We start from the raw sequence: 13,040 nt of genomic DNA, 5'->3' as shown, positions 1-13,040 counted from the left end.
CTCAATTAGTTTTTTATTATCTATTATCATAAATTTAGAATTATCATTTAAAACATTTCTCCATGTATCTTCTAAATTTATATTTGATACTGCACATTTTTTGAAAGCATATCTTTATTAGCATTAGAATATACAACAATATTAAGGAAATCATTAGCTTTTATTGTTTCACTATGTTTATTTTCCATCATTTGTTATGCCCATAGAGTTTGACTTGAGCTCTACGTAAAAATATATTGTTGATTTATAATTTGAATTTTTATCTTTTAATTGCTTTGAAGTAGTAATTTTAGTAAACAAATTTATTTACTCATATATTGGATTTGTTTTGTTTTTATATTTTTTAACTATAATAAAAATTGTTTTATTTATACTGGCAATAGATTTGATTTCTAATTAATTTATAAATTTAAAATTATTTATTAATGATATGAAATTATTATTTGTAGTAAAAAGTATATATAAAATTTGATTTTTGATGTTTTTTTTACTATACTTAAATTATCATGCATTACTTAGTTTTCTATGAAACAGCTTATTCTTTAAGCTTCTTTAGAAACAAATCCAATAATATAATAAATACTCTATTATATCACAAAATAATTACCTGTTATCAAAGGAGGAATGTCTATGGGAAAAATTTATAACCCAGAAAGTATCCGTAATGTTGCCATATTAGGGCATGTTGGAAGCGGGAAAACAACTTTAAATGAGGCCTTACTTTTTAGATCTAAATCTATAGATAAGAAAGGTGAAATTGAGAGAGGTACTACAGTCAGCGATTACACAGACGAAGAAATTAAGCAAAAAATGTCTATACGTACTTCTTTGAGTTTTATTGAATGGAAAGATCATAAAATTAATTTGCTGGACATTCCTGGGTCGGGTGATTTTAGTGGAGAGATTACACCAGCTTTAAGAGTAGCAGAATCTTGTATTGTTGTGATAGATGCTGAATTTGGAATACAAATAGAAACAGAAAAACATTGGCAAATGGCTAATAGTTTTAAAAGACCTAGAATTATATTTGTTAATAAAATAGATAAAGAAATGGTTGATCATAAAGCTTTATTAGAAAAAATAGAAAATAACTTTAAAGAACCACCTGTAGTACCTATACAAATTCCTATGGGTAATGGTAAAGATTTTAAAGGTATAATAGATGTTATTTATCATAAAGCTTTCTTTAGAGATGAAAATGGAAAAATAATAGAGGCAGAAATTCCAGAAGAATATTATGATGAATACAGAGCTACACGCGATAGATTAAAAGAATTAGTTTGTGAAGTGGACGATACTCTTACTGAAAGATTTTTGGAAGGAGGAAAGTTTACTGATGAAGAATATATAGAGGCATTAACAAAATCTATACTTCAATATAAAGTTGTTCCTATTCTTTTTGGTACTTCTATTAGAGATATAGGAATGGGAGCTGTACTTGATACTATAATAAGATATATGCCTTCTCCTTCTTATGTTCCTGCAACAAATGGTAAAAACCCTATAACTGGCGAAGAAGCAGAGAGAACTATATTAGGAGATGATCCTTTCGCAGCATTAGTATTTAAAACTACAATAGATCAATATGCAGGAAGAATATCTTTCTTTAAAGTTCGTTCCGGTACTATAAAAAGCGGAGATGAAATATATAATTCAAGAACAGGTAAAAAAGAAAAAGTTTCTCACATATACATGGCTAGAGGAAAGAAACAAATTGAAGCAGATACAATTACAGCAGGAGATATAGGAGTTTTGGCAAAACTATCTGACTGCAGAACTGCAGATACAATAAGTACCCCTAGTTCTCCTTTCCAATTTGCTCCTTTAAAAATACCTCAGCCTATATATTTTACAGCTATAAAAATACTTAAAAATGATATTAAGGCATTAGAGGTATTGGATACTATATCTCAGGAAGATTTAACTTTCCATGTTGAATTTGACAGTGAAACCAAAGAAACTATCATAAAAGCTATGGGAGATTTGCAAGTTAAATTGGCATTGGATAGGGTAGTGTCTCTTACTAAAGCAGAAATAGAACAAAGTGTTCCTAGAGTAGCTTACAGAGAAACTATAAGAAAGAAAGCACAAGCTCAATACAGACATAAGAAACAATCAGGAGGAAGCGGTCAATTTGGTGAGGTACATTTAGAAGTAGAGCCTCTTCCACGTGACGGCGGATATGAATTTGTTAATGATATATTTGGAGGAGCTATTCCTAAGCAGTATATACCTGGTGTAGAAAAGGGTATACAGGATGCTATGGCGCAAGGTCCTTTAGGAAAATATCCTATGGTTGATATTAAAGTTAGACTTTTTGACGGTAAATACCATGATGTAGACTCTAATGAATTGTCATTTAGAATAGCTGGTTCTATGGCGGCAAAAGAAGCATTTAAGAATGCAAGCCCCGTATTATTAGAGCCTGTTATGAAAGTTACAGTTTATGTTCCAGAAGAGTTTACTGGTTCTATAATGAATGAACTTACCGGAAAAAGAGGAAAAATTTTAGGTATGGAGGCAGCATCAAATACAGTACAAATGATTAAGGCAGAGGTTCCGCTTTCCGAAATGCTTACATATTCTATAGAAATGAAAGCATCTACATCTGGAAGAGGTACTTTTGAAATGGAACATTCTCATTATCAAGAACTTACAGGTCCTTTAGCTGATAAAGTGATAGAGGAAAGAAATGCTTTGCTTGGTAACGGAGAATGAAATTTGGCTTGTATATAAAAAATAAAGTTGATATTTTTTATATACTATAATATAATAATTTAATATGTATAAAATTAGGAGATTGTATGCTCAAAATAATTGACAAAATTACAAAAGAACATGTATTTGAGAACTTGGAATCAAAGGATAAAGAATCACTTTTTAGAGCGTTAAGTGAAAAAATTGCACCGGTTGCTTCTGCTTCAGCAGATGCTATATTTGATGCATTCAAAAAACGTGAAGATGAATACACAACTAATATTGGTAATGGTGTTGCTGTACCGCATGGAAGAATTCAAAATTATGGTAAAACAGACATATTTGTAGGATTTTTAAAAGATGAGATTAACTATGACTCAGATTCTGATGAGAAAAGTCCAGTTAAACTTGTATTTGCTATACTTTCTGATCTTGATAACCCTCAAGATTATCTTTTAAATCTTTCTCAGATTTTCTTCTTAGTAAACCAAAAAGAAATACTTGATAAAGTTATGGCTACAAAAAGCTATGATGAACTTTCAAGTGTTTTAGAATCTTTCAAGAAATTAGATGAAAAATTTGAGGCTGAAAAACAGATAAAATTCTTAATAGAGCTTGAAAGAGCTGAAATACAAATTAAAGCTTATGAGCTTTACAGTTCTACTCACTCTCAGCAAAAATCAGATGTTGTTTTAGAAGAGTACAAAAAGTATAAAGATACTATATTAAGCAAAATTGATGTTGCCGTATTAGAAAACTATAAAAGAATTAAAGAAAATAAAGGCGAGGCTTTAGCTAAAATAGAAAACTATAAATGCAGTGCTTGTAATGTAGCTATACCTAAAATGACTGTTAATGAAGTTAGAAGACAAAATCAGATTATAATGTGTTTCCATTGCGGAAGAATATTATTCACTACTGACTAATTAATGGAAAGTAAGTTATTTAATGATAAATAGTTTCTTAAAAATATGGAGAGCTAAAAGAAATATATTTATATTGCTTCTTTTAGCTTTCCTTTATATTTCATGCTCGCCTAATAAACCTAGCTCTAACATTTCAGAGTTTTATAATTATCCAAATCCGTTTGCTCCAGCTAAGGAATATACTATATATAAAGTTTCTATAAATAGCGGTAAGATTATTGATGCTAAATTGGAAATATATTCTCAAAGTGGGGATTTAATGGATACTAAGACATTAACTAATGTACTTCCTAATGAAACAACAGCAGCATGTATATGGTCTGGGTTGGATAAAAATGGTAAATATCTTCCTTCTGGAATTTACGATGCAAAAGTAACAGTTAAAGATAATCAAGATTCTACATTTGTTGCTGAAGTTAAAACTTCTATAAGATAATTTAATATTATTTTAAATGTTTTGAATTTATCAATTTTTTCACTAAAAAGTTAGATTAATATAACAAATTGTGTTGACATTCTAAAATATATATGTTAGAATACTCTAACAATAAGAGGTATATATATGTTTGATGAATTAATTATTAATCACTGTGCACCTACTTTATCAGGTATAAAAATAGCTAATATATTCACCTATCAATATAAGTCTATATATGAAGTATATAAAAAAATATCATCTTATAATAAAATTCTAAGCAGCAGAGGTATAAATGTATCTATAATAAAGGATTATGATTCCAAAGTTATAGTTTATGTTTATAATAGAAATAGGCTTAAGAGTTATATTTTTAATGATGATATTTTTAGTTTTTTAGAATGCTACGGATACAGCTCAAAAAATATATATAAAAATATAGAGCTTTTAAAAAACAGAATGCAGTATTCAAAAACATTTCCTCATGAAATAGGTATATTTTTAGGATATCCGCTTATGGACATATACGGCTTTATTAATAATTATGGTAAAAATAGTCTTTATACAGGTTATTGGAAAGTATATCATAATAAAAACGAAGCCATAAAAATTTTTGATAGTTATAATAAATGCAGAAATTTTTATATGAATACATTTCAAAATGGAAAGGATATTCTTGAAATAATGGATGATTATGATAATTATAGAAAACAATATATATTCAGTTAAAATATTAAATAATTGGAGGTAATAATATGAGTGATAAAATAGCAATAATATATTGGAGTGGTACAGGTAATACTGAAATTATGGCTCAAAATGTAAAAAAAGGAGTAGAAAATGCAGGCGGAAATGCGGATATATTCAGTGTATCAGGATTTGACAGCAGTAGTATAGATAATTATTCTAAATTAGCATTGGGTTGTCCTGCTATGGGTGATGAAGTGTTGGAAGAATCAGAGTTCCAGCCTTTTTATGATTCTATAAGAGGAAACTTATCTGGAAAGAAAGTTGCTTTATTTGGCTCTTATGATTGGGGAGATGGAGAGTGGATGAGAAGTTGGCAAGATGATGTAAATTCTGCTGGGGCATCTTTAGTTAAAGATGGTTTAATTGCAAATCTTACTCCGGATGATTCTATTGTAAATGAATGCGTAGGTTTAGGTGAAGCATTGATGAAAGCATAAACAATTAATAAATCCTAATAATGAAGAGGCATTAGCTTATAAAAAGTTAATGCCTCTTAATTATTTATTAATTAAATATTATAATATCCATAACCTGCTTTACCAAGATCATTCATATTAACATTGTCATGTTCAAATATATATTCAACATCTAATATTTCTTCTGTATCATAATTCCGCTCAGAAGTTTCTTCTGAAAAGTTAGTAAGATAAAAATTAATTGTATTATTATTTTCAACTATATTAAATTTATAATAATAACATATTGATAGCTAGTAGAATAACGAGCTATTTCAAATTCAAGCATATTATTAGTAATATTAGAATATATATAATCTATTTCTGAAGATGCACTAATGGGATAAAAACCAGAAACAAAATCTGCCTTATTATTATTTAATTTCCATATACTTATATAAATATAATCCTCCATATATTGTTTTTCATCATCAATATTAATAGTACATACACTAGAAATATAATATTTATTTCCATTTATGTTAATTATATCATGATATTTATTTGTATATACTTTATAAGCATCTAAAGTTTCCATAACATATTTATCTATATTAGCGTAATTATTATTTTTTATATCAACTGAAGCAGTATCTATCACCTTTATTTTTATATTAGCAGCACATAATACAGCATAACGATAGAAAGTATAAGTGCCAAAGTAAATTTATTCATTTAAAATATTTTCCATACTCAGTTTTCCAAAAAAATACTAAAAAATTTTAAGTTTGTCAAGTATTTGTCTATATATTCTGGTATACTTCGTGTAGGCAAGCCGCACAGCATATAATAATATTATGTATAATCCTCTCTATATATGCGTCTGATTGCTTATTATTACAGAAAATAAATGATGTGTTTTAAATTAAAAAGGAATAATTTTTAATTTTGTAATTTTTTTGTTGTTCTTTTCCAGCCGCAAAAAGAACTAAAAATGCAAGTGTTTTAACTTTATATCTTGTAATATCTGTATTTTATCTAAAAATAGAAAACTAATTTTGGCATAGTTTCTTTATTAAGCAAATTTAATTTTTATTACTCTTTAATTAAAAATTGTAATATCCGTAATCCTTATCAAGATTATCCATTATAATATTATCATGATCAAATAAGTATTCAGTCATTAATATTTCACCTGTTTCAGAATCTGTCTCAGGAGTTTTTTCTGAAAAATCAATAAGATAAAAATCAATTATATTATTACTTTCAACTATATCAAACCTATAACTATTAATATATGAATGGCTCATTGAATAACGTTCTATTTCAAATTCAAGAACATTATTACTTACATGAGAAATTATATCACCTACCCATTCAGAACCTATAGTATTAGGATAAAAACCAGAAATAAAATTTGCCTTATTGTTATTTAGTTCCCATAAACTTATATAAATATAATTCTCACTATCTTTTTTTTCATAAAAACTTTCATCATCAATATTAATAGTATATACACTGGAAATATAACATTTGTTTCCATTTATATTAATTGTATCTGTATTGTGTACTTTATAAGCATTTAGAGTTTCTATAAAATATTTATCTATATTGGTATAATTATCATCTTCTATATCAACTGTAACAACATCTATTACTTCAAATTTCGTATCAAGATATTCTATTTTTTTATCTGATTTTGTTTCTGCTGTATTATATTTTTTATTATCAGAATTATTATTTGCACATGATATTAGCATAACAATAGAAAATAGCATAACCAAAGTAAATTTATTCATCTAAAATATCCTCCATACCCACTTTTTCAACACAAGGTTTTCCAATAGATTCTAAAAATACGAAATTGATTTTATCATTTGTTCTTTTTTTATCAAGTTTAACCGCTTCTTTTAAATTTACATTATCAGGTATTGAAATAGGCAGAGGAACTTTTGTTAATATATTTTTAGCTCTTTCTAATATGTTTTTATCTTTGGTTATTCCTTTTTTAATACCATACTCTATAGCAAAAATCATACCTATAGCAACCGCCTCGCCATGAAGTAAAACTCCATAACCTGCAGAATTTTCTACACTATGCCCTATAGTATGTCCAAAGTTTAAAAACATTCTTTCTTTCTGTTCTTTATAATCTATTTCCACAATATGAGCTTTTAATTCGCAGTTTCTTTTAAGCACAAAATCCATATCTAAATCATTTCCATTATAATAATGATTTTCTATATATTTTAAAAGTTCTTCATCAAATAAAAATGCATGCTTAATAACTTCACCCATTCCAGCATTAAATTCTCTTTTTGGAAGAGATAGTAAAGTGTCACTGTCTATTATAACAAGTTTAGGACTATGAAAAGCACCTACTAAATTCTTACCTTCTTTTATGTTTATGCCTGTTTTTCCTCCCACAGAAGAATCTACACAGGCAAGCAATGTTGTAGGTATTTGCACAAAATCAATACCACGCATCCAAACAGCAGCAGCATATCCAGCCATATCTCCTATAACTCCGCCTCCTAAGGCAATTATAATATCTTTGCGGCTTAATTCATTTTTTGCTAATGAAGAAAAAATATTAATAACGCTTTCTATGTTTTTATTTGATTCTCCGTTTTTTAACACGCATGTAGAAACTATAATATTTTCTTTTTCTAAACTTTCTTTAACTATGTTAGTATAAAGTTCATTAACTATATCGTCCGTTACAATTAAAGCTCTTTTTCCTCTTAGTATATTTTTTACTAATTTGCCAGTATCTTTTATTAATCCTTTTTGAACTAAAATATCATAATTTATTTGGGTATTTAAACTATTGTTTATTCTTACTTCTACTTTATTCATAAAATAATCCGTTTAATTTTTATATAATTAAAAGGCGAATAGATTTATAACCATCCGCCTTTATAAATTCATTAATTATTTTGTATATATTTTTCCATTATGTTTTTCTTTTATTTTGCTTACAGTATCAGACATCATATTAACAGATTCCATTATATCTTGGAAAACATCAGGTTTTATAGACTGAGCTCCGTCGCATAAAGCATGTTCAGGATCATTATGTACTTCTATTATCATACCATCAGCACCAGCAGCAAGAGCAGCAAGAGTTAAAGGAAGTGCCATCCAAGATTTACCGCTTGCATGAGAAGGATCACCTATTACAGGCAAATGGCTCATTCTTTTTATCATAGGTATAGCAGAAACATCGAAAGTATTTCTAGTATAAGTTTCAAAAGTTCTTATACCGCGTTCGCATAATACAACATCGCTGTTTCCTTTATCAAGTATATACTCAGCACTCATAAGCCATTCTTCCATAGTATTAGCAAGTCCTCTTTTTAAAAGTATTGGTTTTTTTAATTTTCCAACTTCTTTTAAAAGCTCGAAGTTCTGCATATTTCTAGCACCGATTTGTATCATATCAACAGTATTTTCAAATTCTTCTAAATGTCTTATAGAAACTATTTCACTAACTATAGGAATACCTACTTCTTCTTTTGCTAATTTTAATATTTTAAGTCCGTCAAGTGCAAGTCCTTGGAAAGCATAAGGTGAAGTTCTAGGTTTGAAAGCTCCACCTCTAAGTATTGAAGCACCAGCAGCTTTAACACTTTTAGCAATATTAATAACTTGCTCCTCACTTTCAACAGAACAAGGACCTGCTATTATAACGGGTTTTCCTGCACCGATTTTAACCCCGCTTACATCAACAATTGTATCTTCTTTTTTGAATGCCCTGTTTGCTCTTTTGAAAGGTTCTTGAACTTTCAAAACTCTTGCAACACCTGGTAAAGTTGACATTAATTCTCTGTCTACTTTGGAAGTATCTCCTACTATACCTATAACAGTACAGTCAACACCTACTATTTTATTTGTACCTAGTCCTGCATTAATAAGTCTGTCTGTTATATTATTTATATATTCTTCTTTAGCATTTGGTTTCATTACAATAATCATAGTTATTGATCTCCTTAATTTAAAATATTATGTTAATTACGTTTTTGAAAAAATTAGTTAGTAATAAAAAAATTAATTTTATAAGTGTTTATTTGTTTGTGAAATTATAGAATATACTGGCGCCTTAAACGCCAAAAAAGTTAAAGAAGAATTGAAAGCAAAAAGAATTGTTTCTGTAAATAGAGTTTGTTAAAATTTTATCTTTCATAGTAATATATTATATAGAAATATTAATAAAAGTCAATTATGAATATAAAATTTTTATAGATAATAAATTAAATTCTATGCATATAATAATTATTATATAATACATATAACACTATAAATATAAATAAATTCATTGATTTTCTTGTATATTTATTATACAATAAAAATAAATATCTAAAATAATTTTTAAGGCGGTAATTTTATGAAATTAAATAAGTATATGGTTTCGCCATCTGTACCAAAAGAATTAGAACCACTTATAGAAATTACTAAAAATTTTTGGTGGTGTTGGAACCAAAAAGCGGTAACTTTATTGAGAACTATTGATATTGATAATTGGGACAAAAGAGATCATAATCCTATAAGAGTGTTAGGAGAGTCAATTCAAGAACGTTTCGATGCTATGCTGCATGATGATGCTGCTATGATGAGCTTGGCCGAAGTTTATGATGAGTTTAAAACATACATGAATCAGGAGACTTGGTATAATAATTTGGACGATTCTGTAAAAGTAAAAAATGAAAAGATAGCATATTTCTCTTTTGAATATGGTTTGCATGAATCTTTGCCTAATTATTCAGGCGGTCTTGGTATATTATCTGGTGATCATTTAAAATCTGCTAGCGATTTAGGTTTGCCTTTAGTAGCTGTAGGTCTTTTATACAGAAAAGGATATTTCAGACAGTATTTAAATGCTGATGGATGGCAGCAGGAATATGATATAGAAAATGATTTCTTTAACTTAGCTTTAGAAAAAGTTTTAGATAAAAACGGCGAAACTTTAAAGGTTGATGTTGATCTTCCTGGCAGAAAAGTTTATGCACAGATATGGAAAGCTAATGTAGGAAGAATAGAGCTTTATTATTTAGATGCTAACATAGAAGAAAATAGTGTAGAGGACAGAGATATTACTGCTCAGCTTTACGGCGGTAATTTAGAAACTAGAATACAGCAGGAAATACTTCTTGGTATAGGAGGTGTTAAGGCATTAGATAAATTAGGAATTAAACCTACTATTTATCATATGAATGAAGGTCATAGTGCTTTCCTTTCTTTAGAGAGAATAAGACAGTTAATGGAGAATAATCATTTAGATAAAAATGCTGCAAGAGAAGTTGTGTATAGTTCAAATATATTTACAACTCATACCCCAGTACCTGCAGGAAATGATATATTCCCTATAGATATGATTCAGAAATATTTCACAGATTATGTTAAACATATAGATATGACTATGGATGAGTTTATAAGACTTGGAAGAATCAATCCTGATGATCAAAAAGAAAGTTTCTGTATGACAGTACTTGCTTTGAACTTATCTGCTGAAAATAACGGAGTTAGTGAACTTCACGGACATGTATCAAGAGCTATGTGGAAAGATATTTGGAAAGGTGTTCCTGTTAATGAACTTCCTATAGATTCTATTACTAATGGTATTCACACTTTAAGCTGGATATCTTTTGATATGCAGAACTTGCTTGACAGATATTTAGGACCTCGTTGGAGAACTAAGCCTTTAGAATATGATATTTGGGAAAGAGTACAGAAAATTCCTGATGCTGAACTTTGGAGAACTCATGAAAGAAGAAAAGAAAGACTTATTGATTTCTGCCGTGAGAGATTAAAAGCACAAATTATAAACAGAGGATTCACAAAGAGCGAAATAGAACATGCAGATCAGATACTTTCTCCTGAAGCTTTAACAATAGGTTTTGCAAGAAGATTTGCAACTTACAAAAGAGGTACTTTACTTTTTAGAGATTTAGAGAGATTAAAAAATATTATAACTAATTCTGAAAGACCTGTACAAATTATTTTTGCTGGTAAAGCACACCCTCATGATAATGGCGGTAAAGAGTTAATAAGAAATATTGCTGAAATATGCCGTAGAGAAGATTTAAGAGATCATATAGTATTCTTAGAAGACTATGATATAAATGTTGCTAGATATATGGTTCAAGGTGTTGATGTATGGCTTAATAACCCTAGAAGACCTTTAGAAGCAAGCGGTACAAGCGGCATGAAAGTTCCACCAAACGGAGGTTTGAATTTCAGTGTATTAGACGGATGGTGGGATGAAGCTTATGATGGTCAAAATGGATGGCCTATTGGTAACAGAGAAGAGTATACCGATTTAGAATATCAAGATGAAGTTGAAAGTAAGGCTCTTTATAATGTATTAGAAAATGAAATAATACCTCTATTCTATGAAAGAGGAAGAGATAATATACCTAGACAATGGGTTGCTGCTATGAAATGGAGTATGCAAACAGTTTGTCCTGTATTCTCTACTAATAGAATGGTTGCTGATTACTTTAATAAATTCTATAACAATGCAAGTAAGAGATATATTAATATGACTGAAAATGAATTTGCAAAAGCTAAAGCATTAAAGTCATGGAAACAGGATATTTTCTCAAAATGGTCTAAAGTTTCATTTGAAAACACAATATCAGAAATGCCTTCAAGAAGCTTGAAAGTTGGAAGTAAGTTTGAAGTAAAAACTATAGTTAATTTAGGGGATATAGCTCCTGATTCTGTGAAAGTTGAAATTTATAATGGAAAATTAAGCATGAAAGAAGAGATTATAGATCCTATAGTAGTTGAGATGAAGCATTCTGCTGATTTAGGAAACGGCAGACATTCTTTCACTGGTGTTTTAGAATGTACAAACAGCGGTCAAAGCGGTTATGCTATAAGAATGTATCCATATCATAAAGATTTAAGTTATAAATTTGATATGAAACTCATAATATGGGGTTAATATAAAGGAATAACTAATAAAGGGTTTTTACTTAATGTAAGAGCCCTTTTTTAATCATCTTTAGTTTTTATAATAAAAGGATAATCCTGATACATATTTGATGTTAAATCCATCTTCATCTTAAACGGTACATATTCTAATTTAGGTTCATATGTCCAATATCTAGTTTCACCCCTTATGCTTGGTATAAAAAGTTTTAATCCTATTGGTAAAGAAGAAGTGTTTTTGATAAGATTTTTATTAGCATTATATATAATAGTCCAAAAATTCTTTTCGCCATATATAAATGTATAAGATGATATTTTAAAAAGAGTATCTCCTTTTCTTACAGTATAATATCTAGGAAGTACATCCATTGTAATATCATAACCTCTTTCTTTGTATCTTGAAAAATCTATATCATTAGTTATTATTAATGTATTATTAGTTATAATATTATTATTTGTTATGATTAATTTATTTTCATTTGTTAATTCATATATTGTCTGTTCATCTCCTTTTTTTTCAGCCTCTTTTAAAATTCTATTTTTTATATATGTTTTTATAGGAGTTTCTTGAATAAATAAAGGGGTAGAAAATACTAAATTAGTAAAAATAAAAATAAAAAGTATAATTTTTTTCATAATATAAATAATAGGAATTTTTTATAATATTTCCATAATTTTTATTAAACTAACTTACATTTTTATCGTTAAAATATTCTTTATTTTTAATTTATTTAGTATAATTTTTTTCTTTTATATTTTTATATTGATTTTTAAAAATAATTTTACTATAATACAAATTGTTGGGATTATTTATGAAACAGCTGCGATTTATTTATTTATTTATTTATTTATTTATTTATTTATTTATTTATTTATTTATTTATTTATTTATTTATTTATTTATTTATTTATTTATTTATT

General features: G+C 27.9%; 11 protein-coding genes. 6 read left to right on the top strand and 5 right to left on the bottom strand.

Annotation, left to right across the window (positions count from 1 at the left end):
* Positions 1-630 precede the first annotated feature (630 nt).
* The 5 genes from fusA to T324_RS0103165 all read left to right on the top strand — a co-directional run bounded on the left by fusA (position 631) and on the right by T324_RS0103165 (position 5,225).
* Complete coding sequence (gene fusA, locus T324_RS0103185; RefSeq protein WP_028328935.1) at positions 631-2,718, top strand: elongation factor G; 2,088 nt, start codon at positions 631-633, stop codon at positions 2,716-2,718.
* An 86-nt stretch (positions 2,719-2,804) separates the two neighbouring features.
* Positions 2,805-3,623, top strand: coding sequence for a PTS sugar transporter subunit IIA (locus T324_RS0103180; protein ID WP_028328934.1), 819 nt, complete (start codon positions 2,805-2,807; stop codon positions 3,621-3,623).
* Positions 3,624-3,645: 22 nt separating this feature from the next.
* Complete coding sequence (locus T324_RS0103175; RefSeq protein ID WP_028328933.1) at positions 3,646-4,059, top strand: hypothetical protein; 414 nt, start codon at positions 3,646-3,648, stop codon at positions 4,057-4,059.
* A 126-nt stretch (positions 4,060-4,185) separates the two neighbouring features.
* Positions 4,186-4,767, top strand: a complete 582-nt coding sequence (locus tag T324_RS0103170) for a DUF3793 family protein (protein ID WP_028328932.1) — start codon at positions 4,186-4,188, stop codon at positions 4,765-4,767.
* Between the two features lie 26 nt (positions 4,768-4,793).
* Positions 4,794-5,225 (top strand): flavodoxin, encoded by a 432-nt coding sequence (locus tag T324_RS0103165; RefSeq protein ID WP_028328931.1) that lies wholly within the window; start codon positions 4,794-4,796, stop codon positions 5,223-5,225.
* 238 nt (positions 5,226-5,463) lie between these two features.
* Here the strand turns inward: T324_RS0103165 and T324_RS16615 are convergent, their stop codons facing one another.
* The 4 genes from T324_RS16615 to aroF all read right to left on the bottom strand — a co-directional run bounded on the left by T324_RS16615 (position 5,464) and on the right by aroF (position 9,161).
* Complete coding sequence (locus tag T324_RS16615; protein WP_245580613.1) at positions 5,464-5,844, bottom strand: hypothetical protein; 381 nt, start codon at positions 5,842-5,844, stop codon at positions 5,464-5,466.
* A gap of 445 nt (positions 5,845-6,289) precedes the next feature.
* The gene (locus T324_RS0103155) at positions 6,290-6,982 is read right to left on the bottom strand and encodes a hypothetical protein (protein ID WP_028328930.1); all 693 of its coding nucleotides are present in this window, start codon (positions 6,980-6,982) and stop codon (positions 6,290-6,292) included.
* On the bottom strand, positions 6,975-8,042 hold the full coding sequence (gene aroB / locus T324_RS0103150) for a 3-dehydroquinate synthase (RefSeq protein ID WP_028328929.1): 1,068 nt from the start codon (positions 8,040-8,042) through the stop codon (positions 6,975-6,977). Before aroB ends, T324_RS0103155 begins: the two co-directional genes overlap by 8 nt.
* A gap of 75 nt (positions 8,043-8,117) precedes the next feature.
* On the bottom strand, positions 8,118-9,161 hold the full coding sequence (gene aroF / locus T324_RS0103145) for a 3-deoxy-7-phosphoheptulonate synthase (RefSeq protein WP_028328928.1): 1,044 nt from the start codon (positions 9,159-9,161) through the stop codon (positions 8,118-8,120).
* A gap of 409 nt (positions 9,162-9,570) precedes the next feature.
* Here aroF and glgP point away from each other — a divergent pair, with 409 nt between their 5' ends.
* A complete protein-coding gene (glgP, locus tag T324_RS0103140) occupies positions 9,571-12,132 on the top strand; it encodes an alpha-glucan family phosphorylase (RefSeq protein ID WP_028328927.1) in 2,562 nt (853 codons plus the stop codon).
* 50 nt (positions 12,133-12,182) lie between these two features.
* On the opposite strand, the gene T324_RS0103135 is transcribed toward glgP, so the two are convergent.
* Positions 12,183-12,755: a LysM peptidoglycan-binding domain-containing protein gene (locus tag T324_RS0103135; RefSeq protein WP_038374990.1), complete on the bottom strand. Its 573-nt coding sequence runs from the start codon at positions 12,753-12,755 to the stop codon at positions 12,183-12,185.
* Positions 12,756-13,040: the final 285 nt, after the last annotated feature.

The sequence above is a fragment of the Brachyspira alvinipulli ATCC 51933 genome (genome assembly GCF_000518245.1).
Classification (GTDB): domain Bacteria; phylum Spirochaetota; class Brachyspiria; order Brachyspirales; family Brachyspiraceae; genus Brachyspira; species Brachyspira alvinipulli.
This window is presented reverse-complemented; position numbering and strand designations above follow the sequence as displayed.

Bases quoted from the DNA above. Each gene is read 5' to 3' on its own strand.
- fusA (WP_028328935.1), top strand. From the start codon at position 631: ATGGGAAAAATTTATAACCCAGAAAGTATCCGTAATGTTGCCATATTA.
- glgP (WP_028328927.1), top strand. From the start codon at position 9,571: ATGAAATTAAATAAGTATATGGTTTCGCCATCTGTACCAAAAGAATTA.
- T324_RS0103175 (WP_028328933.1), top strand. From the start codon at position 3,646: ATGATAAATAGTTTCTTAAAAATATGGAGAGCTAAAAGAAATATATTT.
- aroB (WP_028328929.1), bottom strand. From the start codon at position 8,042: ATGAATAAAGTAGAAGTAAGAATAAACAATAGTTTAAATACCCAAATA.
- T324_RS0103155 (WP_028328930.1), bottom strand. From the start codon at position 6,982: ATGAATAAATTTACTTTGGTTATGCTATTTTCTATTGTTATGCTAATA.
- aroF (WP_028328928.1), bottom strand. From the start codon at position 9,161: ATGATTATTGTAATGAAACCAAATGCTAAAGAAGAATATATAAATAAT.
- T324_RS0103180 (WP_028328934.1), top strand. From the start codon at position 2,805: ATGCTCAAAATAATTGACAAAATTACAAAAGAACATGTATTTGAGAAC.
- T324_RS0103170 (WP_028328932.1), top strand. From the start codon at position 4,186: ATGTTTGATGAATTAATTATTAATCACTGTGCACCTACTTTATCAGGT.
- T324_RS0103135 (WP_038374990.1), bottom strand. From the start codon at position 12,755: ATGAAAAAAATTATACTTTTTATTTTTATTTTTACTAATTTAGTATTT.
- T324_RS0103165 (WP_028328931.1), top strand. From the start codon at position 4,794: ATGAGTGATAAAATAGCAATAATATATTGGAGTGGTACAGGTAATACT.